Source organism: Fibrobacter sp., assembly GCF_017551775.1.
In the GTDB taxonomy this organism is placed as follows: domain Bacteria; phylum Fibrobacterota; class Fibrobacteria; order Fibrobacterales; family Fibrobacteraceae; genus Fibrobacter.
Map to the genome: position 1 here is coordinate 16615 of NZ_JAFZKX010000109.1, position 25904 is coordinate 42518.

The following is a 25904-nucleotide window of genomic DNA, read 5'->3' on the forward strand; positions in this document are numbered from 1 at the left end:
CTTTTGTGTAAAGTCAGGGCATTTTAGTGTATATTATTTTTAAATAAAAAGGGGCGAAAATATGAATGCAACGAAGTTATTGGCGGTCGGGGCGGCGTTGACCATCATGGTTGCCTGCGGTGACGATGATAGCGATTTTCTCACGCATTCCGACGTGAAGGATTCTTCGTCGAGCGCATCGCCGAAATCCGGCAGCGGCAGTGCTCAGGGCACTATTGACCCGTCTACCGTGGTTATGGGGGAGATGACTGACTCCCGCGATGGTAAAACTTATAAGACCGTTAAAATCGGCGAGCAGACTTGGATGGCGGAAAATTTGAATTACGCCAATCTGCAGCCGACGGAAAGTTTGGATTCTAGCAGTTTCTGTTACAACAATTCCGCTGAGAACTGCGCAAGGTATGGCCGCCTGTACCTGTGGAGCGCTGCAATGGATAGCGCTGGCACATGGCTTTTTAATGGTAAACGTTGTGGTGATGGTAAAAGTTGCGCGCCGACATATCCGGTGCAGGGCGTATGCCCCAGTGGCTGGCATTTGCCGACGAGGGGTGAATTCGAAACCTTGATTGACGCTGTCGGTGGTTCCGATATAGCTGGCAAGATGCTTAGGGCGACGAGTGGTTGGAAGGATCTGAATGGTGAAGACGGCAATGGCACGGATGACTACATGTTCTCGGCGTTGCCTGTTGGCTACTGGAGCAAAGAGTTTAAAACTTATTTCAACGAGGGAACCTCCACTTTCTTCTGGAGTTCTACGGAAATTAGTTCCGGCATAGTGTACATGATTAATATGTTTGACGGCCGTGTAATCATCTCTGACGCTTACAAGAAAGACGGGAATTCAGTCCGTTGCGTTAAGGACGGCTCTGAACCAAAGCAGGAACCGGACAGTTCCGTTAAGGGTCCCGCACTCACCGACTCTCGCGATAGCCAAATTTACAAGACCGTGAAAATCGGAGATCAGGTGTGGATGGCGGAGAATCTGAATTTCGAAACGGACGGCAGCAGCTGTTACAACGATTCTACTAAATACTGTACCGTGTATGGTCGCCTTTACACATGGGCAAGCGCAATGGATAGCGCGGGCTTGTGGTCTACGAACGGCGTGGATTGCGGTTATGGTCCAATATGCTCGCCAACCTATCCGGTGCGTGGTGTATGCCCTGAGGGATGGCATCTGCCGACGCAGGCCGAGCTTGAAACATTGCTAGAAACCGTCGGTGGTAAATCTACAGCGGCTAAAATGCTCAAGTCAATGGGTGGATGGGATGAAAAATTATTTAGTGGTACTGATGCATACGCATTCTCGGCGTTGCCTGCAGGCGGCTGGTTCGATGACAAAAATTACGATGACGAGTTCGAATCCGCGTATTTCTGGAGTTCGACAGAACTCACAAACAAGGCTGCGTACTGCATGAAAATGCACGGAGGCAGTGGGGCGGTAGTGGGCCTTGAAATCAAACAGGATAAATTATCGATCCGTTGCGTTATGGATTGATGGCTTCGGCTTCGTTGTCAGATGCGAGCAAATCCCAGTAATTCATGGTGTAAATTTACAATTTTGTGAAAATAATGCTTGAGAGACGGTTGTAAAATGCGATGGTACAAGCCAAACGGGACGTGTCGCGTGGCATGGCCTGTAAGGGCGTTTTTATTTGAATGTTTTTACATCGCAAAGGCAACTTTTAGGTTAAATTTAGGGTATGGGAAACAGAAAGGGTTGTTTTGAGTTTCGGGCGGCTTGCCGTCTTTTTGGTGCTGCGGCTTTTGCCGTGTTTGCTTCCGCTTTTTTTGTAGCGTGTGATAACGGCGGTGGTTCCGCCGGATATGACTTCGAAATCGTGGGGGATTCATCCGCGGACACGTCTCAGCCCAGTGTTGATGCGTCGTCCGATGCGCTGGCCTCGCTTCCGTCTTCCGAGGCGCTCGGTCCGCAATCGTCCGCGGTGGAGCCTCCGCAATCCTCTTCGGATGTTGCTGAGCCCGAATCGTCTAACGGCAATCCCGCTATGGAATCATCCAGTTCGCTTTCTTCATCGTCTCGAGCCCCGCAATCGTCGGCTGTGGAACCTCCGCGTTCATCCGCTTCCGAACAGCTGCTCGACTTTGAATTCTATACCGGAGCGGATATTTCCACCGTGCAGGAATACGAACGCAACAGGACCAAGTTCTATGACGTGGACGGTTCCGAAAAAGACATCTTTACGCTTCTCAAGGATCATGGTTTCAATGCTATCCGCCTGAAGACGTTCGTTGATCCCAAGGCCAAGTACGGCTATGCCGCGTCGGGTTGCGGACACGAGGCTGAAGCCTATGCCGACAAGGAACATATCGTCGCCTATGCACAGAAAATCAAGGCCGCCGGCATGGCGTTCCTGCTTGATATTCATTACAGCGACAACTGGGCGGATCCGGGCAAGCAGATTATTCCGGAACGCTGGCGCAAGGTCAGCAGTTCCGACGTTCTCGCGGATTCCGTGTATGCCTATACCCTCGACTTGATGAAAGCCCTCAAGCAGGTGGGCGCGATTCCCGAGATGGTGCAGGTCGGCAACGAGACGACTCCGGGAATTTTGATTCACGTGCCGAACAGCAAGACGGACTGCTGGGGCAACGGGGTGGATAAGGCTTCCACCGCCATCAATGGCGACATGGGTACTGCGAGCGGCAAGGCGAACGCGGCCAAGTATTTCAAGGCGGGCATCAAGGCGGTCAAGGAAGTCTCGCCTTCGACCAAGACGGTGCTGCACATCGAGCGCATCCGCCAGTCCAATACGGTCACCTGGTGGATGACGGAAATCTTCAAGAACCAGAAGGTTCCTGCCGACGTGATGGGATTCTCCGCCTATACGGCGTATGGCGACGGCGCTCCTGACAACTGGAAATCGCTTTTCCAGTCCGTCACTTCTAGTTACCCGGATCTGGAGTTCATCGTCGCGGAATACAACGGTGGCGATTCCGATAACCATTACAAGTTCGACGGCTCTCGCAAGCGCACGAACGAGATGGCGAAGGGAATGAACCGTTGGATAGGCACGTTCTTCTGGGAACCGACGCTCGGTGGTGCGTGGGGCCCGGCGCTCTTTGATTGGAAGGGAAGCAACCTTCAGGCGAACAGCAAGGCCTTCGAGGAATTTCCTGCGCAATAAAGTTTTTTTTGAACAAGTTAGGCGCCTGTTTCCTCCAGTGAACAGAAAAAAGTGAATAATCCCGTTTTTTGACGGGATTTTCTTGTATTTTTATGGCAAAACCAAGAGGAAAACATGGATAATTTCAACTTTTACAGCCCCACGGAATTTGTATTCGGTAAGGACCGCGAAAACGAGTGCGGTGAACTCGTGAAAAAATACGGTGGCACCAAGGTGCTCATCCATTACGGTGGCGGTTCCGCCGTGCGTTCCGGGCTGATTGACCGCGTGAAGGCTTCCCTCGATGCGGCTGGAATTGTCCATGTGGAACTTGGCGGTGTGAAGCCGAACCCGCGCGATACGCTTATTTACAAGGGTATCGAGATGGTGCGTGCGAACGGCGTTGACTTTATCCTGGCCGTCGGTGGCGGCTCCACGATTGATAGCTCCAAGGGTATCGCTGTCGGTAGCCTCTATGATGGCGATTTCTGGGATTTCTATGCACATAAACTCCCGGTCGCTAAGGCCCTCCCGATTGGCGTGGTGCAGACGATTGCCGCCGCGGGTTCCGAAGGCAGTGGCGCTTCCGTGGTGACCAAGGAAGATGGCATGCTCAAGCGCGATATCGGAAGCGACGTGATTCGCCCGAAATTCGCCGTGCAGAACCCGGCATTACTTTGTACGCTCCCGGCTTATCAGACGGCTTGCGGCATTACCGACATCATGGCGCATATCTTTGAACGATACTTCACGAACACCGAAGAAGTCGAGACGACCGACCGCCTTTGCGAAGGCCTGCTTTTGGCGATGGTCAAGGAAGGACCCCGCGCCATTGCCGACCCCGCCAACTACCAGGTTCGCGCCAACATCATGTGGGCGGGGACGGTAGCCCACAATGACATTGTGGGCTGCGGGCGCAGTCAGGACTGGAACAGCCACGCCATCGAGCACGAGCTCTCGGGACTTTACGACTGCGCCCATGGCGCGGGCCTCGCGGTCATTATGCCGGCATGGATGGAATACGTGGTGGACCACAACGTGATGCGCTTTGCCCAGATGGCTACGCGCGTGTTCGGCTGCGAGATGAATTTCGAGAACCCGAAGGCCACCGCCCTCGAGGGCATCAAGGCCTTCCGCCGCTTCCTGCATTCCATCGGCATGCCCATCAACTTCGCCGAACTCGGCGCGAAGGAAGAAGACATCCCGACGCTTGTCAAGAAGTTGAACCCGGGTGACGGCTGGGGCTTCGTTCCGCTCAAGGCCAACGACGTTACCGCCATCTACACGATTGCAGCGCACGCCACTTTGGAGTAAACGGCAAAAAGTCGTTCACAACGCCATTCTTTATGCCTCCGCAAGGGGGGCGGCAAGATTCAAAGAACTTGCTGTGTGAAAAAGAAACGCTCCCTGTCTTCGATGACGGGAGCGTTTTTTGATAGGAGTTTCGCCTCAAGGGCGAGCGATGCCGACTTGGCGCTTATCTCAGGGCGATGTCGCCGTTCGCGACGAGTTTGTCGCGGAGCTTGTTGTGCGCCTTGTTCACTTCGTCGTCGGTAAGCGTGCGGTCCATGGCCTGGTAGGTGAGGCTGTAGACCAGGTTCTTCTTGCCGGCTTCGATTTTTTCGCCTTCGTAGATACTCTTGAGGGTAATCTTCGCGAGGTTCTTCGGGTTCAGTCCCTTGATGCGGGCGACGATGTCTTCGTGGGTCATGGACTTTGCCACTTCGAGCGAAATGTCGCGGCTGGACGGCACCTGGCGGCTGAACGGTTCGAACACGATCTTCTTGTGGGTCGCGTGTTCCATCTTGTCCATGTCGAGCTCCATCACGTAGGTGGTGTAGCTGATGTCGTTGGCGGCCATCACGGAGGGGTGGAGTTCACCCATGGTGCCGAGTACGACACCGTCGGCGAGGACTTCGACCTGCTTGCCCGGGTGGAGGAAGATTTCTGCCTTGGCGGGCACGCGGAATTCCACCACGAGACCCACGCGCTTGAGGAAGCTCTGCACGAATCCCTTGAATGCGGCAAAGTCAATCTGTGCGGGCTTGTCGTTGAGCGGGTTCACGTCGAAGTTGCCTGCAATCGTGAGGGCGACGAGGTTCGATTCGTCGAATCCCGGGTCGCGCACGTCCTTGCGGTCGCGTTTGAACTGGCCCTTGGCCACTTCGAACAGGCGCACGGAACCGGGGCGGTTCTTCTCGTTCTCCGCGACGCTCTTGAGGAGGTTCGGGAGGAGAGATGTCGGAACGGCGCCGAGTTCTTCGGAAAGCGGGTTCAAAAGAAGTGCCGGTTTGCTGCGGCGGTCGTCGTTTGCAGCTCCGAACAGGGCTTCGGTGCGGGCCTTGCTCGTGAAGCGAAGGCTCAGGCATTCGTGCAGGCCCATGGCAGAAAGCGTCTTGCGAATCTTCCTGTTCAAAACTTCAATCGGCGGAAGTTCGTTCGGCTGCATCTTGAAGGACGGCAGCGTGTACGGGATGTTGTCGAAACCGACGAGGCGGGCGACTTCTTCGATGAGGTCCACTTCGCGTTCGAGGTCGGGGCGGAAGCTCGGGATCTTGAACGTGATGGAATCTGCCGTCTTGGAAACGACTTCGAGGGCGATGCCCGTGAGGAACTTTTCGACCTGGGCCATTTCGAGCTTCATGCCGATAACGCGTTCGGCCTGCGCGATGCGCAGTGTGACCACGTTGTTCTCTTTCTTGTGGTCGTCGCCGGTGTATTCGACGGTGCCCTTGAGGATGCGGCCGCCGGCCACTTCCTGGATGAGGGCGCAGGCGTACTTGCTGTATTCGTCCTGCGTGGCGAAGTCGATTTCGCGTTCGAAGCGGTAGCTGGAGTCGGTCGAGATGCAGAGGCGCTTGGCCTGCTTGCGGACCACCGTCGGGTTGAACCAGGCGCTTTCGAGGAACACGTTCTTGGTGGCGTCGACGATTTCGGATTCCACGCCGCCCATCACGCCGGCAACGCAGGCCGGACGGTCGCCATCGCAAATCACGAGGTCGCTTTCGAGCAGTTCGTGAGCGGTGTGGTCAATCGTTTCAATCTTTTCGCCCTTCACGGCACGGCGCACCTTGATCGAGTTCCCGTGGAGCTGGTCCATGTCGAAGCTGTGGAGCGGCTGGCCCACGTCCATCAAGATGAAGTTCGTGATGTCGACGACGTTGTTGATGCTGTTCATGCCCACGGCGTGGAGCAGCTTGGCGAGCCAGGCGGGGGACTTTTCGACCTTCACGTCCTTGATGACGCGGCCCACGTAGCGGGAGCAGCCGCAGCCGGGAACCACTTCGAGGCTCACGGCGGAGCTTGCGGCTTCGGCGTCTTCCTTGAGTTCGTAGGCGAGGGCTTTCAGCGGGCGGTTAAACTTGGCGGCCAGTTCGCGGGCGACACCGCGGTGGCTGAGGGCGTCCGGACGGTTCGGTGTGACGTTCAGCTCGAAGCACACGTCATAGAGGCCGAGGCTCACGAACGGGGTACCAGCCGGAATGCTGTCGTCGAGAACCATGATGCCGGCGTGGTCGTCACTGAGACCGATTTCGTCTTCGGCGCAGATCATGCCGAAGCTTTCGACACCGCGGATCTTGGATTTCTTCATCTTGAGCTTGGTGCCGTCGGGGAGCGGGAGTTCCGCACCGATGGGGGCGAGCACCACGGTCTGGCCAGCGGCCACGTTCGGGGCGCCGCAGACGACCTGGATCGTTTCCTTGCCGTCGTTCACGGTCGTGATGTGCAGGTGGTCGCTGTCCGGGTGGGCGTCGCAGGTGAGAACCTTCGCTACCACGAGCTTGTCGTAGACCTTGCCCGGTTCTTCCATGCCTTCGACTTCGAGGCCGATGGAGGTGAGCGCCTTTGCGACATCTTCCGCAGATTCCGGAAGATCAACGTGACGTCTGAGCCAATTCAAAGAAACTTTCATCTTTTCCTCTTTGGCAATGGTTTTGCCCGGGTGCTACAAAGCGGCCCGCAAGCAAAACATATGCCTGCTAAAATTTTCGGAGGTAAATGTAGAAAAAATGGAAAAAGACGGAAAGAATCGGGGCGGACTATTGCCCCAAATCAATATTCAAGGTCTTAATGAGGGAATCTATGCGGGGAGTCAACTTTGCCGCGCCAGCCTTGGAAAGATGCGCGTTGTCAAGAGCGTCTTCATCGGTGTAGTCGTGGTCTCCCATCTTGTTTTCATCCATCAAGACGAAATTGGGGTATGTCTGGCTCAAATTTGAAAGGTCTTCGATAACCTGGAGGGCGTCGCTCCGCCTAAGGCCACGATAGCCGAAAGCCCCGGTGTTCTTGTATTTTGGATTGACGGGTATGATGACTCCGACAATGGCGATATCGGATTTCTTGCAAGTAGCGATTAGATCTTCCAGCTGTTCAAAGTTTGCTTGGAATTGTTCGGCCTTGGTGTCCATCCAGCAGGAATCTTCGGCGACATTTGGCGCACCCCATCCGTTTGTTGGCATGGGCTTGAAGCCGCGTGTCGGTCGGAGTGCTTTCGCTTCGGAATCTTTGCCGGGGGCCTTGTATGTCTTTTCGAACAGTTTTGGAGGGTAGTTGTCGACCCAGTAATTATGATTTTTGTCGTAAACGAAGCCGGGATACGATGCGTATGTACGGTAGAAGATGTTGTTGGGGTTTTTACCGTCGTTGTAAGCTCGGTCTAGATCCAATGCGATAACCACCGTCTTCAGATTCTTTACGTGGGGAAGGATGTAATTCTTGAAGAAGAAGGAACTTCCCGAAATGGATGCCGCCGGTGTCGCTAGATTGATGGCGAATACGGGCTCGTCGAAAAGGAGCGGATTGATCCCGTGATAAGCGCGCGAAGAACCCAGAATTACCGTGTTGGCAGTGTCTTTGTATTGCCAGAGAATTTCCATTTTGTAACGGAATTCGATGGCGTAGGGGCATGCTCCGCTTGCGTTGTAATATATACCCGCGCTGTCGGGGTCAAGTTGAAATTCGGTTTCTGCGGTATCGACGGGGAGCGTGTCCGGTTCGATTTCCTTTTTTTCCATCCAGAGGGCGGGATGCCAGAGTTCGTCGCCTTCGACAAGTTCTGTAGTGCTGCTTTCCTTCGTGTTCACGAACGCAATTTTCGTGTGCGCCCCGTTTGCGTTGGTAAGCGTTGCGACGATGTTGGAATTGACTCCGTCTGTTGCCCATTCCGTATGGTCAAACGCGTAGCCTGCGGGAGACTTGATGGACTGTATGAGTTTCCCTGCGCTGTCTGCGATAAAGAGGCGCTCGTGCGTGTTGTAACTGCTTCCGACGAACTTGACGCCGGGTTTCCCGACGAAGTCGAGGAATGCGGTGCGCTTGCTGCCGTCCTGTGCGAGCGATGCGTTGCAGGCCTGTGCGCTGTCGTACCAAATTGTATTTGTTGCGTTTTGCGTGAGCGTGGAACCGGATTTGGCGACGCGGGCGCGAAGCAATTTTGCACCTGTGACAGCGAGCGTGTTGTCTTCGCTGATGCCGCCGTGGAAGGCACCGTCGAAGAGTTTCTGCGGAGTCCCGAACTTTCCGTTTGTGAATGGCACTTGCCAAGTCGACGCGGAAAGGAATGTGGTTTCGTCCTTGTTGTTGCCGGCGTTTGTCACATAGACGATTACGGTGTCTCCGTTTTCAAGAACCCGCCAACGCGGAATAGCGGCTGATTCGACATTCAGTTGGATTGCATCGCTGGCTTCCTTGTCCAGCTTGCGCACATAGAGCTTTGAATTTTTTGAAATGCCTTCCATTCCGGTGCAGAACGCCACGTAGTTCCCGTCGGGAGAGATGTCGGGATGGAACGCGTCCAGCGTGTCTTCTATTTCAATTACGGCTTGAGGCCCGTTCAGGTAATCGATATAGGCGATGTTGCCCGAGACGTCGTTTCGGAAGGCTAACTTTACGTTGTATGTACCCGTGAGGTTCTTGATGGTTTCGCTCCCCGCAAGTGGCGAGACGATGCTTGCCTGGGATTTGCCGTCGTTTCCCATCCAAAGGGCGTCGGGAATGGAGCCCAGCGCCAGCCGGAAGCCCACGTATTCCGCCCTGGTCGCGGAGGTTACGGTATAGACGTCTCCACGGCTGTAGGGATTCAGTTCGTTTGGGGCGGATGCGTAATTGCCGCCTTTTAGAATACGTTCGCCCTTCTCTCCGCCATCGGGTGCACCGGCGTAGTTGGTGATGGTCGTGTCGCGGAATAGCCCGAGCCAGTCGTTCACCCATTCCATAACGTTTCCCGCCATGTCGCAGAATCCCGCGGAGTCGGTTCCCGCGCCGCAAACTTCACGTGCGGTGTAGCCGGAGTTGTCGCTGTTCCAGCTTTTCTCCGTATTCCAAGCCCTTGTCGCTGCGAAAACCCATTCCGCTTCGGTCGGAAGCCTGTACCCCTCGGCTTCGGGGTGAAATGTCAATCCTTCCAAATTCGAACAGTGTCCTTCGGTGTCGAATGTTGCCTTGCCGTAGGTATAGACTGTATCTCTTTTTTCTTGGCTGCTTTTGGCATTCGCAAAAAGGACGACGTCGAAGTAAGTCACGTCGGTAATGGGCAGGCTGTCGCCCTTGCAGGGGAAGCGTTTCAGGTCCGCTTCTTTCGCAATCTTGTCGTAATCGCCGCAGGTGACTTCGTGGATGTCCATGAAGAATTCGTAGTCCAATACGACCTTCATGGCTGGCCTTTCGTTTGTTTTGAAACTCTTGTCATTGGAGCCGACGGTCACCTTTCCGCCGGAGAGCCGGATCATGCCGTCGATTTCTTTCAAAGGATTGGTTGTCGAGTCTTGGGGCTCAACTTCTGTCGAATCGCTGCTTTGTTGGCTGGATTCCTCGGATATAATTTGCATTTCGCTATTGCTGCATGCGGCGGCGAATAGAAACGGAAACAGGAGATATGCCTTGCGAATCTTCATAAATAGACCTTTCCAATCCCGTCAATTCTAAGATAACAAAAAAAATGTAGGGCGCGAAAATTCTATATTTGGCGCGTATGTTTACTGGAATTATTCAATCTACTGGCGAAATCGTCTCGATAGAGAGTCGTGGCGATGCGCTTTCTATGCGCCTCAAGTCGCCAGGATTCTTTAAAAATTGCAAATTGGGCGACAGCGTCGCTAACGACGGAGTGTGCCTTTCCATAGAATCTTGTACCGATGACGAAGCCACTTTTTGCCTGATGCACCAGACGGTCGAAAATACCGCCTTCAAGCAGGCTGCGGTCGGAAAACTGGTGAATTTGGAACTTCCGTGCCGTGCCGACAGCTTCATGGGCGGGCACTTCGTGATGGGCCATGTGGACTGCATTACGGAGGTCATCCAGGTGGTTCCGCGCGAAACGGGCGTGGAAGTCGACCTGAAGATGCCTGCGGACCTCAAGCGCTACATCATCCGCCGCGGTTCCATCTCCCTGAACGGGATTAGCCTCACGGTGGCCGAAAAGTTCGAAGATTCCATCCGCGTGTGCATCATCCCCGAGACGCTTGCCCGTACGAACCTGCGCAACTGGGTTGCCGGGACCATCGTGAACGTGGAAGTCGACATGCTCGGCAAGTACATCGAAAATTATTTGAAGGAACGTGACCTTGCTTAATACGATAGAAGAGGCCATAGAAGATTTTAAGAACGGCAAGTTTTTGATTGTGGTCGATGACGAAGACCGCGAGAACGAGGGCGATTTCGTTATCGCCGCCGAGAAGATTACGCCCGAAAAGGTGAACTTCATGCTCCACGAGGGCAGGGGCGTGCTCTGCTGCCCGCTCCCCATCAAGCGCTGCCACGAACTCAACCTCACGCGCCAGACCGCCGAGAATACCTCGATTCTGGGCACCCCCTTTACCATCATGGTCGACAAGATCGAGGGGTGCTCCACGGGTGTTTCCGCTCATGACCGTGCGGCGACCATTCAGGCTCTTGCCGACCCGAACTCCAAGCCGAGCGACTTCGGCCGTCCGGGGCATATTTCGCCCCTGTACGCGCAGGAAGAAGGCGTGCTCCGTCGCGCAGGCCATACCGAAGCTGCGGTCGACCTCGCGAAACTGGCCGGACTCCGTCCTGCCGCCGCCCTCATCGAGATCATGAACGAGGACGGCACCATGGCCCGCATGCCTCAGCTCGAGGAAGTGGCCAAGAAGTTCGGTCTCAAGATAATTTCCATCCGCGACCTCATCGACTACCGCCTCAAGAACGAGAAGCTGGTACAGCGTGTGGCCGCCCCGCACGTGCAGACCAAGTACGGCGATTTTACCGCGTATGCCTACAAGAGCAAGACCGACGGCGTGGAACACGTGGCCTGGGTCGCGGGCAACCCCGACTTCAGCAAGCCGGTGTACGTGCGCGTGCACAGCGAATGCCTTACGGGCGACATTTTCGGTAGCCTCCGCTGCGATTGCGGCGAACAGCTGGCTTCCGCAATGAAGTTCATCGGCGAGCATGGGGGAGTGTTCCTTTACATGCGCGGCCAGGAAGGCAGGGGTATCGGGCTTTGCAACAAGCTCCGAGCCTATGAGCTGCAGGAGAAGGGCATGGACACGGTCGAGGCGAACCTGCACCTCGGGTTCAAGTCCGATTTGCGCCAGTATGGTACGGGCGCGCAGATTCTTGCGGACCTCGGCGTGAAGGAAATGCGCCTGCTTACGAATAACCCGAGCAAGATTTCGGGCATTTCGGCCTACGGTCTCAAGATCGTGGAACGCGTTCCCATCGAAATCAAGCCGAACAAGGAAAACTTGTTCTACCTGCTCACCAAGCAGAAGAAGATGGGGCACCAGCTGCATGTGGCCGAAGAGTCCGGTGCATCGGCGTCCGATGCAAAAGTTTTAAAAGAGGATAAATAAGATGGCTAAAGAAATCAAGAATTCTCTCAATGGTTCTGGCCTCAAGATTGCGATTGCCGTCGCCCGCTTCAACGAGGTGGTGACGGACAAGCTCCTGGAAGGTGCGCTCCGTCAGCTTGAGCTGCTGGGTGTCGCCGACAAGGATGTCACCGTCGTGCGCGTTCCGGGCGCATTCGAACTCCCGGGCGTGTGCCGCAGGCTCGCTGATTCCGGCAAGTACGACGCCGTGATGGCCATCGGTGCGGTTATCCGTGGCGAAACTTCCCATTACGATGTGGTGGTGAACGCCTCTACCGGCGGTGTCGCAAGCATCGCGGCCGAAGGCAAGCTTCCCGTGATTCTCGGCATCCTCACGACCGATACCGTAGACCAGGCGATGAACCGTGCCGGCCTCAAGGCGGGCAATCTGGGTTCCAACTGGGCATCCACTGCCGTTGAAATGGCCAATCTCTATAAGTCCATCTAACAATTAAAGACTACGATTATGCAAAAAAGTTTTAGACCAGCTCGCGTATTTGCCATGCAGTTGTTGTACTCCATGGAATTGACGGGGCAGACGGTGGGCGAGGCGCTTCCGGGAGTTCTGGAAAGCCAACCCATTGATGACGACCAGAAAAAATATGGGATGAAGCTCGTGGACCTGGTTCTTGCCCATCGCGAAGAACTCGATGAGGATATCAAGACGTCCACGGTTCATTGGGAAATCGAGCGTATGGCGTGCCTCGACCGCATCGTCATACGCATTGCCATGGTGGAACTGCTCTATGTTTCCGATACGCCCATCAAGGTGGTGCTTTCGGAAGCCATCCAGATTTCTAGCAAGTTCAGCACCGCGGACTCGGGCTCGTTCGTGAACGGCCTTCTTACGGGTTTTATGCAGAAGCGCAACATTGTCGTAGGTTCGACGAAGGGAGGAAAAAAGAATGATTAAGGAAAAATGGATGAAGCATATTTTTGCGGGTATCACGGGCCTTGTCGCCCTGATCGTTTACTCGCTTACGATGGCTCCTACGGTAAGTTTTTGGGACTGCGGTGAGTTCGTTGCCTGTGCAAACACGCTGGGCATTCCGCATCCTCCTGGAACGCCGTTCTTTGTCTTCTTTGCCCGTGCCGTCATCGTGATTCTCCCGTTCGTGGGTGAAATCGCGAAGCGCGTGAACTACATCTCGGTGTTCAGTTCCGCGGCGACTGTCTATATTACGGCGCTGTTCGCCTGGGAATTCCTCGCTACCGTCCTCAAGACGGACGCCCTTGCCGAAAGGATTTCCGAAAAGGTCCGCAACATCGTGCTTGCGACTTCCGCTCTCGTTGCCGGCTTCCTCCTGACGTTCTCCGACACGTTCTGGTTCAATGCCGTCGAAGCCGAAGTCTATGGCCTCGCGATGTTCATCTTGATGCTCATCTCTTACCTCGGTCTCGTCTGGTACAACAAGCGCGAAGATTCTTCGAGCGACCGCATCCTTATCTTTATCTGCTACATCGCGTTCCTCGGCGTGGGTGCCCACCTCTACACGATGCTCACTATTCCGGCGGTATTCGTGCTGATGCTCGTTGCCCAGCCCAAGAAGATTTTTGAACGCCTGCCCATCTGGATTACGGGTACGCTCCTGTGCTCCGTGATTTACATGGTTTCCGCCTTCATTGAGATTTCGTTGGTTTGCCTTGTGGTGCTTGCGGTTCTCACGTTTGCAAAGCCGTTCTCCCCGAGGATGAACCATGCGGTGAAGCTTTCGCTCGCTTTTGCGTTCTTCGCCCTGATTGGCTACAGCACGCACCTCTACATTCCTATTCGTTCGGAACTCAACCCGATTATCGACGAAAACGATCCGGAAATCAACATCCGTGACGACCAGGGCAACCTGCAGCTCGGTAACCTCTTCAAGAGCGAAAACTGGGTCGCCTTCAACAACTTCGTTGAACGCAAGCAGTACGGTTCCGAAAGCATGCTGACCCGCGCGTTCTACCGCCGTTCCCAGCTGGCACACCAGGTGTTCTCCTTCCCGAACATGAGCTACGGTGGCTACCAGATGGCGCAGTACCTGCCTTACAAGGTGGGCGGCGTGAACTATGCGAACGGTGTCTATACCTTCGACAAGTCCGAGAACGTTCCTCTCGAAAGGTTCGGACACAAGTTCCCGACTCAGATGAGCTTCATGGGCGACAGGACATTCCCGCAGTTCTTGATTTTCTTGCTGTTTAACGGCCTGCTGGTCCTTGTCTGCGTATTCGTCTGCAAGCGCAACAGGCACCTGGGTATTTTCCTGTCCGTGCTCTACGGCCTTTGCTCTCTCGGTCTCCTGTTCTACATCAACTTCGCCGACGGTACGCGCATGGAACAGCGCGAACACGATTACTGGGTGAATGTGATGAACAGGAACGTGGCTGACCTCAATACCATGGGGGCGGGTATCGCGCAGGTTCCCGATCCGAACGACCTGATTGACCTCCGCCAGAAGATTGAAGTGGGCAAGTACCGCATCGATATGATGAAGCAGCGCGGTGCTTCCGCTGCCGAAATTTCGAAGGTTGAACGCGAAATCAATTCTTACGAAAGCTCCGCCGCATGGGCTAGCTGGAAGAAAATCGAGAACGGTTTTGCCCAGCGCGGGCTCCGTGCTCCGTTCCCGGAACCGGTTCATATGGAAGTGCGCGAACGTGACTACTTCTATACGCCTGCATTCATCTTCATGAGCATGATGTTCGGCCTCGGTGCCGGTATCCTCGTGCTCCTCGTCGCGACGACGGCTTCTACCGTTGCTCTTGCGACCCCGCTGGCTGCGGTTCTCGCCGTGATTTCCTTTGCGGTTCCCTGCATTTCGAACTACCAGGAACACGACCGTTCCGGCCTGTGGGTCCCGTGGGATTACGCTTACAACTTGCTGAACAGCTGCCGCCCGAATGCGATTCTCTTTACGAACGGCGATAACGACACCTTCCCGCTGTGGTTTGCGCAGGAAGTGGCCGGTATCCGCAAGGATGTGCGCGTGGTGAACCTCTCGCTCGGCAATACCGACTGGTACATCAAGCAGATGCTCGACAACGAGCCCGTTCTCAAGCTGAGCTATAACAAGAAGACCATCGACAGCGACATGGTGCTCGACAACAGCGTTGCCAATAACCCGAACCATCAGGTCTCTACCTGGGTGAACAAGGCGAACCGCCTGATGCCGCAGCTCAAGGCCCGTATCGAGAGCATGGAAGGCAAGGAACTTTCCCCGGCTGATTCCGCCAAGCTCCTCACGTTCAAGACGCACTACCAGGTGTGGGATGCATTTGTCGACTGGGCGAAGCGCACTCGCAGCGGCATGATGCTCACGCAGCACAAGCTCGTTATCGACCTTGCCCTGCAGAACATGGACAAGCCTATCGAAATCTCCACGACGGTCGGTACCTCGAACTTCATGGGTCTCGAAAAGTACATGGTGCAGGAAGGCCTTGTCTACAACCTCGTGAAGGGTGACCTCAACCCGAAGCGCAATGCCTTCGACGCGAAGTACGCGGCCGACCTCATCGACAGCGTCTACAAGTTCCGCGGCCTTGGCGATGGTACAGCCTACATCAATGACGAAACTCAGCGCTTGCTTTCGAGCTACGTTTCGCTGTACCTCCAGATTTCGTTTGATGCACGCGAAAAGATTGCGGCGCTCCGCACGAGCAAGCCTTTCACGGCCGAGAAGAAGGCTGCAGCCGACAGCCTCTGCACCGCAGCCATCAAGTACCTCGACCTGGGTAAGAAGCAGTTCAGCGATGAATGGCGCGTGTACTGGGCCGCAGCGTTCGTCTACGACATCGTGGGCGAGAGGCAGAAGGCCCTGGATTACCTCGACGAAGGCTTGAAGAACGTTCCCGAATACGACGAAGGCGGCCGCGCCAGGCTCCTGATGAGCGTGGAACAGATCAAGCACAGCCCCGAAAAGCCGATGGTTGTCGAAGAGGAAACGAAGCCCGCAGAACCGGTGGATTCGGCTACGTCCGATTCTGCGCCGGTTGTTGCCGCCGCCAACTAGCCTAGAGGTGCCGTGATGGATTTAAGCATGGTCATTCCGGTCAAGGAAGAAAGCGAAAACCTTCCGGAACTGCTGAAAGAAATTGTTGCCGCCATGGAGCCCACGGGCTTCACTTACGAGGTTATCGCCATCGACGACGGCAGCCGTGACAATACGTGGGAAGTTCTCGAGAACCTCTCGCGCGAATACCCCTTCCTGAAGGGATTCCGTTTCCAGTTCAACTGCGGCAAGGCCGACGCTCTCGCCTTCGGTTTCTCGAAGGCGACGGGTCGCTACGTGGCGACCCTCGATGGCGACCTGCAGGATGATCCGCTCGAAATCCCGAAGATGATAAAGATTCTGGAAGAGGGCTACGATCTCGTCTCGGGCTGGAAGGTCCGCAGGCTTGACCCGTGGCACAAGACGCTTCCTTCGAAGCTTTTCAACCTGACGGTTTCCGCCGTGTGCGGCAAGCGCCTGCACGATTTCAACTGCGGCATCAAGGCTTATCGCCATTCCGTGGTGCGTTACATCGAACTCTACGGCGATTACCACCGCTTTATTCCCGTGATGGCCAAGTGGCAGGGCTTCCGCATTACCGAGATGCCCGTCGCGCACCGCGCCCGCGTTCACGGGGTTTCCAAGTACGGCATTTCGCGTCTCGTTTCCGGGTTCCTCGACCTGGTTTCGCTCATGTTCATGCGCAGTTTCTCGGCCAAGCCGCTGCATTTCTTTGGCTTGATCGGCCTGGTGTTCTTGGCGCTTGGCTTGGGCGTGTGCGGTTACTTTGGTTATGAATGGTTCCAGACGGGAGCCATGCATGTACGTCCCTTGCTCCTTGCCGGCGGTTTTTCGCTGGTGATGAGCGTTCAGTTCTTTTCGCTCGGGCTTCTTGCCGAGATGCTCAACGGTCGCAAACGCAGAATTTATCCTATAGCCGAAACTTTTGGCGAGTGAGTTTTGTAGATTATTGCGTGTAGGAGTATAGATATGGTGTTCCCTAAGAGTCTTGTCATCATTCCCACTTACAACGAGAAGGAAAACATCCTCCTCATTATGTCGGCTATTCTGGAACAGAACAGCTGCCTCGAAGTCCTCGTTGTCGATGACGGCAGCCCCGACGGCACTGGTGACCTTGTGGAAGCGGAATCTGCGAAGAACCCGCGCGTTCACCTGATCCGCCGCAAGGGAAAGATGGGCCTCGGCTCCGCCTACGTGACGGGGTTCAAGTGGGCTCTCGAACGCGACTACCAGCGTGTTTTCGAGATGGACGCTGACTTCAGCCACAGTCCTTCTGACCTGAACCGTTTCCTGGAATCGGCCGAAAAAGCCGACCTGGTGCTCGGCAGCCGTTACCAGAACCACCGCATCAGCGTGGTGAACTGGGACTTGCGCCGCCTTATTTTGAGCTATGGTGCGAACGTCTATACCCGTATCGTGACGGGACTTCCGATTAGCGATGCGACCGGCGGTTTCAAGTGCTTCCGCCGCGAGGCCCTGCAGGCCTTGAACCTCGACAAGATGAAGAGCGACGGCTATTGCTTCCAGATTGAGACTACCTTCAAGATTTGGAAGAAGGGCCTCCGCGTGAAGGAAATTCCCATCGTGTTTGCCGACCGTACCCGTGGTACGTCCAAGATGAGCGGCGGCATCATTTCCGAAGCCTTCTTCCTTGTCCTGAAACTGCGTCTCGGTCTGGCATAGCGCCCATGTATTCTTGTTCCGTCATTATTGTTGCTTACAATTCCTGCGACTTTATCCCGGCTTGTCTCAAGTCCGTGCGCGACGCGTGTGCGGGTATCGACTCCCAGATAATAGTCCTCGATAATGGTTCCAAGGAACCGATCCTGCCCGAAATCAAGAAGTTTTTCCCGGAGGTCCTCTGGCTGAATTCCGAGGAAAATCTGGGGTTCGGCAGGGGGTGCAATTTTGCGGAAAAGCAGGCGACAAAGCCTTACCTGTTCTTTATCAATCCCGATACGGTCGTTTCGCGTGATTCCTTTACCAAGGTGCTCGACTTCATGGAGGAGCATCCGGAATCGGGTACGGTGGGGTGCCGCATCCTGAATGAGGATGGTTCCATCCAGTGGGCCTGCCGCCGTTCTTTCCCGACGATTGTCTCGGCGGTTTCCAAGACCATCGGGCTTGCCGCTCTGTTCCCGAAGAACAAGTTGCTCGCCTCGTACAACATGACGTATGCGGATCCTGATGAGGTTACTGAGGTCGATGCCATTAGTGGCTCGTTCTTCTGCATGCGTCGCGACGTGTATGAGAAGCTCAACGGCTTCGACGAAGATTTCTTCATGTACGGCGAGGATTTGGACCTTTGTTTCCGCACGAAGCAGATGGGTCTCAAGAACTACTACACGCCGGTCACGAACATCCTGCATTTTAAGGGCCAAAGCTGCCGTACACGCCGTTGGGGGTCTTACGTGGACTTCTACAAGGCGATGCTCATCTTTGTGAGAAAGCACAAGGACCTTTACTTTGTTCCGAATTTCCTCGTGTCGTTCGGTATCCTGTTTGCGGCGTTCGTGGGCATGTTCTCTCGCCTGATTCCGAAGTTCTGGAAGATGTTCCTCGATCTGGGTGTGATTGCAGTGTGGGCTCTTGTGTTTTTGCCCGGCTTGGGAAACGATGGATGCATTTTTACACCCATTAAGGAATCCATAGGGGTGATAACGACGTTTGAAGACTGGTGGCTTGTCGGCTTGGTCGCTATTATTAATATGGTCTTTCTTGTTTTCCGTGGGGAATACACAGAATCCAGCCTCAAGGGCGAAAAGTTCTTGCGGTACCTTGTGCCGCTGAACCTTCTTGCCGTTGGGGGGTATGAGGTGTTCCGTTACTTTTCCCAATTTTCTTATGGCCCGGGAGACAGGTCTACAATCTATTCCAGTATTGGGTGGTGCGCCTATGTCGTCTGTTCCAGCCTCCTTATCCCGCTAGCGCTTCTCGCTTGGCGCCGCGTCGCATTTTGGATAAACTATTTTTACCGCATATTCGCCAAGAAGCGCCACCGTTCCATCTTGCTTGGCGGCCGTGAAGATTCCCTGTCGACCTGGTTCGATAGCTACAACGTGATTCCGGGAATCGAAATTCTTGGTTGCGTGAGCGGCGAACCCGACAAGATTAGCGAAGAAAACCGTCAGCACCTCCTGGGGCCGCTTTCGGATATGGAATCCATTTGCAACCGTACCGGTTGCCGCGAACTCCTGGTCGTCTCGAATTTTTCGGGTTATCGCGAGGATTTCAACATGGAATGGCTCGAAAAACTGGGCCTGAAGGTGTTTTTGCTCATAGGAAACGGCAAAAACGGCAATTTTGCCCTCGTAGACCTCAAATATTTGCGCTAAGGTTAACCCTTTCTTCAAAAATTGAGTTATTTTTATGTCAATCATAAGTGGTTGATTATAAAGGTTTTATGTTCGATTCTAAACTTTTGGATATTCTCTGCTGCCCTGAAACTAGGGAAAAGCTTTCTTTGGCGGATGACGCCCTTCTTGGTCTCCTGAACGGGGCCGTTTCCGCAGGTACTCTCAAGAACGCCGCTGGCGAAAAAATTTCAGAACCTCTGGCCGAAGTGCTAGTGAACGCGGGGGGCACTCGTGCCTACATCGTTCGCGATGGCATTCCGGTCCTTTTGGCTGACGAAGCTATTCCGCTTCCCTTGGAGGGATAAATGGCTGTTACACTGGATACCCTGAAAAAGTCCATCGGCAAGAAGAAGGCCAAGTCCATGGCCTTCGCCTGGCTGGCGGACTACGAAAACATGGCTGGCGATGTGGATAACGCGCTCGCGCGTGTCGATGCCGGCTTGCAGATGTATCCCGGCGATATCCCGGGTATGCTGGTCCGCTCCAAGATCTTGTTCCAGAAGGGACGCTTCAAGGAATGTATCAAGGAATGCGAAAAGGTCCTTGAGAAGGAGCCGTTCTGCCTTTCTGCGCAAAAGCGCATGGGCGAGGCCTACGAACAGATGGAAAACCTCGATGAACGCAATCGTTGCTTCCGTCGTGTACACGACATGGATCCGCTCGATATGTTCTGGAAGGAAGAGTACGAAACCGTCTCGGATACCGCTGCCGTAGCCGGTGCCGTGGCTGGCGCTGCCGCCGCCGAGGCTCTGGGCGATGCCGATTTCTCTATGCCCGACTTTGCCGACATGGGCGAACCGCAGGCGCAGGAATCGGCTGAGGCTGCAGCTCTCAGTACTGCTGAGCAGAAGCCCGCCGAGGATGATTCCCCGTTCTCGAAGTCTCTGGATATGAACCTCGACGCTCCTGCCGAAGATTTCGGAAGCCGGAGCTCATCTCCGTTCTCCGCATCGCTTGGTGGCGATGACGAAGATCCGTTTGCCGCGCTCGCCGCCCTGGGTGGCGATGACAATTCCGTCGAGGAATCGGCGATGGATTCGCTGCAGCAGTCCCTGAATACCGCCCTTTCCGAGGCCAGTGCCGAGGCGGCATCCCAGAATGATATCCCTGCCGGTGAAGAAATTTCGGGCCACGACGTGGGCTCTGCGTTTGCCGACCTGTTCGGCGAAGAAGACGATCTGGATTCTCTGGGTGGAGGTTCCTCGCAACCGGCGTTCACGCCGGCAAAGCCTGCCGCTCCGGCAGAACCTGTGAACGCGTCTCCGTTTACGCAGTTCGATTTGCCGTCTACACTCGAAGACGAACCGCAACAGCCGGAACCGGCTCCCGCAAAGAGCGTGTTCGGAAATGAAATTGAAGACAAGCCTCAGTCCGTGGACAGCGCGTTCAATGACATCTTTGGCGAAGATGAACTTCCCGAAGAATTGCCGCCGTCTGCGCCCGCTGCTCCTGCCGCACCGCAACAAAAGGTGAACCTGGATACGTGGAACCCCGAACCTGCGGATGCGGGTGGGCTCTTCCAGAAGTCCGCTTCTGCCGACATGGGATTCGGTGCGAGCGAGGACTCGCTTACTCTTGAAGAACCGGCACCCGAAGTGAAGCCGGAAAAGACTCTTGACCTTCCTGCGGAAGATCCCGCCGACAAGCCCCAGAGCTTGGATAGCGCGTTTGCCGATATCTTCGGTGAAGACGAACTTCCCGAGGAACAGCCTGCGGCGAAGCCCGCGGAAAAACCGGCAATCGAAGAAAGCATGCTTTCGCTCGATGAACCGGCTCCCGCAAAGGCCGAAGTTTCCGATGAACTGGACCTCTCGGGCTGGGCTCCCGGTGGCAATGTCGCTGACGAACCGGCAGCCGAAGTGCCCGCTGTGGAACCGATAGCCGTGGAACCCGTTGTGGAACCGGCTCCCGCTGCTGCGCCTGAGGCTCCTGCCGCCGAAGCGAAGTCCGCATTCGACGGTGAAGGCTTCGGTATCGACAAGGCGTTCGATGAACTGTTTGCCGAGAAGGATGAACTTCCGGATGAATCCGCCGCCAAGACGGCCGCCGTGCCGACTTCTGATAAAGTAAGCGCCGTCGGAGTTGCCGAAAAGCCCGCCCAGAATGTGGCGATTGAAAAGGAAGAACTTGACCGCGAGATGGGTGCGGCATTCTCCTCGCTGTTTGCCGACGAAGACAAGTTTGTCCCCGAAGACAAGCCCGCGGTTGAAGCCCCGACTCAGGAAGATACGGGCGCGAAGATCGAGGAGGCTCCTCTTGCGGATGTCGCTCTCGAAGCCGATCTCGACAAGTCCTTCAACAACCTGTTTGGCGAAGACTCTCTGCCCGATGAATCTGCGGCAAAGACTTCCGCTCCTGCGGTAAATGCGACCGTGGCTCCGGCTGCGCCTGCCGCCGATCCGATTCCCGAACTTTCTAGCCGGTCGTCCGATTTGGAAAGCCTCGAATCCGAATTCTCCGGGGCGTTCAAGCAGTTGTTCAATACCGATGACGATTCCCTGGACGAAAAGCCCGTGCCTCCGAGCAACAAGGGCGTCGACTTCCTGATGTCGGGCGATTCCGACGATGAAGTTTCCGCTGGGCTCGTTACCGACCCGACAGCGCCTTTGGACAAGTTGCCCCCCGATATTGACGAGAGTTTGAATACGCCGACGCTTGCCGAAATCTATTTTGAACAGGGACTTTACGGGAAGGCTCTGGATATTTACCAGGATTTGGCCCGCAAGGAACCCGGAAACAAGGCCATCGCGCAGCGCTTGGCCGAGATAGAGGCAGCTTACCAGAACAGGTTCGGAGGTGGCATTAATGGCAGATCTTAAGATTGAACAGTTGTTGCGTGCGATGGTGGAATACAAGGCTTCGGACTTGCATATCCGTGCCGGCGTTCCGCCTATTTACCGTATCAACGGCTCTTTGACTAAGTTGTTCGAAACCCGAGTCGATTCGGCCATGATGGATTCCTTCCTGGACGATATCATGAACCGCGACCAGAAGCAGCGTTTCGAGGCGAACAAGGAATGCGACTTCGCCGTGGGCGCCCGCGATATGGGCCGTTTCCGTGTGAACGTTTTCCGCCAGCGCGGTACCATCGCTATGGTTATCCGCCATATCAAGGCCAAGATTCCCGCGTTCGAGGAACTTCATTTGCCCGATGTCATTCGCGACATGGCGCTTACGCGCCGCGGTCTCGTGCTTGTTACGGGTACGACGGGTTCGGGTAAATCGACGACGCTCGCTTCCATGCTGGATTACATCAACCAGACGGAACCGGTGAACATTATTACGGTTGAAGACCCTATCGAATACCTGTATCGCGACAATATGGCGATTATTTCGCAGCGTGAAATTGGCGTGGATACGCTTTCGTATGCGAACGCGCTGCGTGCAGCCTTGCGTCAGGATCCGGACGTGCTCCTGGTGGGCGAAATCCGTGATCTCGAGACGATGCAGATTGCGCTTACCGCCGCCGATACGGGCCACATGGTGTTCGCGACTATCCATACGACGAACGCGACTGAAACTATCCAGCGTGTGCTCTCGATGTATCCGCCGCACCAGCACGATGAAATCCGTATCCTTCTTTCCGAAGTGCTTGCGGGTATTATCTCGCTCCGCCTTTTGCCGACTGCCGATGGCAAGGGCCGCGTGCCCGCAGCCGAGGTGCTCGTGAATACGGCCGCCATTAAGGAATACATCCGCGACAAGGATAAGCTTTCGATGGTGGAACACGCCATTGCCGAAGGCCACATGCAGTACCGCAGCCAGACATTCGACCAGGCTTTGCTCGAACTCTACAGGACGGAACAGATTACGTTGGAAACGGCTATGAATGCGGCGACCAACAAGGACGATTTCGACCTCAAGGTTCGCGGTATTTCAGGCACGTCCGACCGCGGCTGGATGTAGTTTTCTTTCCCTGCATTTTTTTAAGGCTCTTGAAGTATGTTTGCTTCAAGAGCCGTTTTGTTCGCTCACACAATCACTTCGTTCCAGTGTTCGCTTAACGAAACGGCTCTCTACGCAAAAAAAGAAAAGAGTGTATCTAAAAAGGAATGTTTGTTGCAGGGAAAATGTTGTTTGTCTGCACTGCGAAGCCCTTGTGATTGTTAATCCCTACGGGCTTCGCGAAAGTCGGGTAATTAATTAAACGGCTATAGATGCTGGAAATGTTTGCTTCAAGAGCCGTTTTATTTCAATGCGGGCATTTTTCGTACACGAAGGGATTGTGGTTGCCTTGTACCTTGAAGATACGGCGGTCACGCTCGCATTCCTTTTCCGTGACGGGGTACATCTTGTCCCAGGCTTCGAATAGTTTGCGGTCCTGGTTCGAAAGCTTTACGCCGTAGGTCTTTTCCATGTAGAAACTGGCGCGGGCGATGATTCCGCGGGCTTCTTCGCGGGGCTGCGCCTTCTTTTCTTTGAAGTCGACGATGGTCTTGCAGGCGCCGTACATGGGTTCGGGATTGTTGGTCCACTGGCTGTACATGAAGTTGCTGCGGTCGCCGTTGATTTCGCCGATGGCGGGGTAGAGGTTGTGCATGTCGCCTTCCATCAGCTTGAACGTGGTGTCGTTTACGCTGCAGTTTTTGCGGCCTCCGTCCTTCCAGCAGGGCAGAAAGTGCCCCATGTTGTGGGCCGTTACCATGTGCTCCCATTCGATGCGTTCGGCGCGCTTGAAACTTTTGCGGTTCGGGTTTTCGCGCGGTTTGAAGTCGCAACTCGAAAAGTCGACGTTCTTCTTGTCGTCGTATCTGCAGCCGCAATAGAGAGTCTCTTGCAGCTCGCCGTAGTACACGCGTCGCAATTGCTTGCTCGCGTCGCGGTAGTTGTAGTGTTGCGGGGCCGCCGTCGGGTCGACGCGCGCTTCGGAGTACGTCGCAAAAATCGCGACCAAGGAAAACGCAAAAACGACGGCGCAACGCATGGGCTTGAAGGCGTTAATCATATAAGTAATAAAAATTGTAAAGATGTTGTTGGAAATTATAGCATTTAGTTAATAGTTAGTAGTTGCTAGTTACTAGAATATCAGGTTATAAGAAGCTTCTTGATTTAAACGATACTAGCAACTAATAACTCTGAACTTAGAACATGTGCGATATAAACTGTTTGTTGCGGGCGTTTTCTAAGCTCTGCCAACTAAGCTTTGTCAACTAAATTCTTGATAAAGATAATCACTAGTAACTAGGAACTCAGAACTAGAAACTATATTTGACGCATGCAATCTGCTGGAATTGAATATCTGGAATCGCGCCTGATGTTCGGGATGGTTCCCGGACTCGAATCGACGCGCGCGCTTTGCGATGCACTCGGTAATCCCGAAAAAAAGTTCAAGTCAATCCATGTGGTCGGTACCAACGGGAAGGGCTCCACGAGTTACTATCTGGCGGGTATCTTAAAGGCGCATGGACTCAAGACGGGACTGTACGTGAGCCCGCATCTGGTGAACCTGCGGGAACGAATCCGTATCGATGACGTGCAGATTCCTGCTGCGGTTCTGGACCGCCTGCTGTTGCAAGTGAAATCTGCTGCGCAGTCCGTGTCGAGGGAGCGCATCGCCGCGGGTGGTGTCGCGCTGGAACCCACCTTTTTTGAGGTGCTCACGCTTGTCGCTTTCTTGTACTATGCTGAAAGCGGAATCGATGTCGCCGTGCTCGAGGCGGGTATGGGCGGCAGGCTCGATAGCACAGCTGTCGCTGGCGGTGAAATCGCGGTCGTGACGAGCATCGGGCTGGAGCATACGGAAGTGCTTGGGCCTACGGAGTCCGCCATTCTTCGCGAGAAGATGGGTGTCGCGGGCGATACGCGCGAACGCGCCTGCGGGAAGACGTTTATCGTTGGCGGCATTTCGGGCGCATTGCTCGAAGAAGCGCGTGAATACGCCTCGGAACTCGGGTGCAATTGCGTTGTTCCCGAAATATGCGAGGATGTTCGGCTCCCGAATCTCGGGCACCACTATATCGAGAATGCGAGCCTCTCGCTTGCGGCCGCGGAATTGTTCCTGAATTCTTTAGATGGCGCGCATCCCGTGGTTTTCAATCCGGAACTTGCCCGCACCGTGCTGAAGTCGCGCTCGTGGGCGGGGCGCATGCAGGTGCTCGCGGGCCCGGACGGCAGGGCGCGTGTCATTCTGGATGGGGCGCACAATTCGCATGCGGTACGCCGTCTGGTCGAAACCTTGTGCGAATACTACCCGAATGCAAAATTCCATTGCCTGTTCGGCGCCCTCAAGGACAAGGACGTGGGCGAAATGCTCAAGATGATGGCCCCGCACGTTTCGCACTGGCATATCACCAAGACGCCGTACCCGCGTTTCCGTGAACTCTCGGACTTGCGCGCCGAAATGGAAGCGCTCCACCTTCGCGTATCAAGCGAGGGCATGCTTTCCCGCGGTCACTTGGAGCAGGTTTTGCGCGGGTGCAGCATGGACATCCGTAACGACGGCCTGCCGCTTTTGATAACGGGAAGCCTCTACATGCTTGGCGCCTGCATCGAAATATTGAAGGACGATTTCGCGGAACTCGCTTTCTTTAGGGGCATGGATCCCTCGACAAACGAGCACCGCTGACCGGCGCACGTAAAAACATCGAAAATGCGCCGCTT

Annotated in this window: 18 protein-coding genes; 15 read left to right on the forward strand and 3 right to left on the reverse strand. The window is 55.0% G+C overall.

The annotated features are described in order from the left end of the window. Positions 1 to 61: 61 nt before the first annotated feature. The 3 genes from IK012_RS12580 (at position 62) to IK012_RS12590 (ending at position 4442) form a co-directional block, all read left to right on the forward strand. Positions 62 to 1498: a fibrobacter succinogenes major paralogous domain-containing protein gene (locus IK012_RS12580; protein ID WP_290955146.1), complete on the forward strand. Its 1437-nt coding sequence runs from the start codon at positions 62 to 64 to the stop codon at positions 1496 to 1498. A gap of 205 nt (positions 1499 to 1703) precedes the next feature. Beyond that, positions 1704 to 3149: a glycosyl hydrolase 53 family protein gene (locus tag IK012_RS12585; protein WP_290955148.1), complete on the forward strand. Its 1446-nt coding sequence runs from the start codon at positions 1704 to 1706 to the stop codon at positions 3147 to 3149. Between the two features lie 114 nt (positions 3150 to 3263). After that, positions 3264 to 4442, forward strand: coding sequence for an iron-containing alcohol dehydrogenase (locus tag IK012_RS12590; RefSeq protein ID WP_290955149.1), 1179 nt, complete (start codon positions 3264 to 3266; stop codon positions 4440 to 4442). 163 nt (positions 4443 to 4605) lie between these two features. On the opposite strand, the gene pheT is transcribed toward IK012_RS12590, so the two are convergent. Then, positions 4606 to 7041: a phenylalanine--tRNA ligase subunit beta gene (pheT, locus tag IK012_RS12595; RefSeq protein WP_290955151.1), complete on the reverse strand. Its 2436-nt coding sequence runs from the start codon at positions 7039 to 7041 to the stop codon at positions 4606 to 4608. Between the two features lie 127 nt (positions 7042 to 7168). After that, positions 7169 to 10021 carry a TIGR02171 family protein gene (locus tag IK012_RS12600; RefSeq protein WP_290955153.1) on the reverse strand — a complete coding sequence of 951 codons (2853 nt, stop codon included), beginning with the start codon at positions 10019 to 10021 and terminating at the stop codon, positions 7169 to 7171. Positions 10022 to 10098: 77 nt separating this feature from the next. Between IK012_RS12600 and IK012_RS12605 the strand changes: the two genes are divergently transcribed. From IK012_RS12605 to IK012_RS12655, 11 genes are all read left to right on the forward strand, one after another. Then, positions 10099 to 10698 carry a riboflavin synthase gene (locus IK012_RS12605; protein WP_173343137.1) on the forward strand — a complete coding sequence of 200 codons (600 nt, stop codon included), beginning with the start codon at positions 10099 to 10101 and terminating at the stop codon, positions 10696 to 10698. Next, positions 10685 to 11941, forward strand: coding sequence for a bifunctional 3,4-dihydroxy-2-butanone-4-phosphate synthase/GTP cyclohydrolase II (locus tag IK012_RS12610; protein WP_290955155.1), 1257 nt, complete (start codon positions 10685 to 10687; stop codon positions 11939 to 11941). Before IK012_RS12605 ends, IK012_RS12610 begins: the two co-directional genes overlap by 14 nt. Before the next feature lies 1 nt (position 11942). Continuing rightward, positions 11943 to 12407, forward strand: coding sequence for a 6,7-dimethyl-8-ribityllumazine synthase (ribH, locus tag IK012_RS12615; RefSeq protein WP_290955157.1), 465 nt, complete (start codon positions 11943 to 11945; stop codon positions 12405 to 12407). Between the two features lie 18 nt (positions 12408 to 12425). Further along, positions 12426 to 12872: a transcription antitermination factor NusB gene (nusB, locus tag IK012_RS12620; protein WP_290955159.1), complete on the forward strand. Its 447-nt coding sequence runs from the start codon at positions 12426 to 12428 to the stop codon at positions 12870 to 12872. Then, positions 12865 to 15948, forward strand: a complete 3084-nt coding sequence (locus IK012_RS12625; RefSeq protein WP_290955161.1) for a DUF2723 domain-containing protein — start codon at positions 12865 to 12867, stop codon at positions 15946 to 15948. Before nusB ends, IK012_RS12625 begins: the two co-directional genes overlap by 8 nt. A gap of 15 nt (positions 15949 to 15963) precedes the next feature. Continuing rightward, complete coding sequence (locus IK012_RS12630) at positions 15964 to 16884, forward strand: glycosyltransferase family 2 protein (RefSeq protein ID WP_290955163.1); 921 nt, start codon at positions 15964 to 15966, stop codon at positions 16882 to 16884. A 33-nt stretch (positions 16885 to 16917) separates the two neighbouring features. Beyond that, positions 16918 to 17631 (forward strand): polyprenol monophosphomannose synthase, encoded by a 714-nt coding sequence (locus IK012_RS12635; RefSeq protein WP_173378690.1) that lies wholly within the window; start codon positions 16918 to 16920, stop codon positions 17629 to 17631. Positions 17632 to 17636: 5 nt separating this feature from the next. Then, positions 17637 to 19283, forward strand: a complete 1647-nt coding sequence (locus IK012_RS12640; protein ID WP_290955165.1) for a glycosyltransferase — start codon at positions 17637 to 17639, stop codon at positions 19281 to 19283. A 68-nt stretch (positions 19284 to 19351) separates the two neighbouring features. Further along, entirely contained in the window at positions 19352 to 19609 is a 258-nt protein-coding gene (locus IK012_RS12645) for a Trm112 family protein (protein ID WP_290955167.1), read from the forward strand. Beyond that, entirely contained in the window at positions 19610 to 22123 is a 2514-nt protein-coding gene (locus IK012_RS12650) for a tetratricopeptide repeat protein (RefSeq protein ID WP_290955169.1), read from the forward strand. Beyond that, positions 22110 to 23210 (forward strand): type IV pilus twitching motility protein PilT, encoded by a 1101-nt coding sequence (locus IK012_RS12655; protein WP_173378694.1) that lies wholly within the window; start codon positions 22110 to 22112, stop codon positions 23208 to 23210. Before IK012_RS12650 ends, IK012_RS12655 begins: the two co-directional genes overlap by 14 nt. A 286-nt stretch (positions 23211 to 23496) precedes the next feature. Here the strand turns inward: IK012_RS12655 and IK012_RS12660 are convergent, their stop codons facing one another. Continuing rightward, positions 23497 to 24249, reverse strand: coding sequence for an endonuclease (locus IK012_RS12660; RefSeq protein WP_290955171.1), 753 nt, complete (start codon positions 24247 to 24249; stop codon positions 23497 to 23499). Positions 24250 to 24519: 270 nt separating this feature from the next. On the opposite strand from IK012_RS12660, the gene IK012_RS12665 reads away from it, so the two are divergent. Next, positions 24520 to 25869 carry a cyanophycin synthetase gene (locus IK012_RS12665; RefSeq protein WP_290955172.1) on the forward strand — a complete coding sequence of 450 codons (1350 nt, stop codon included), beginning with the start codon at positions 24520 to 24522 and terminating at the stop codon, positions 25867 to 25869. Positions 25870 to 25904: the final 35 nt, after the last annotated feature.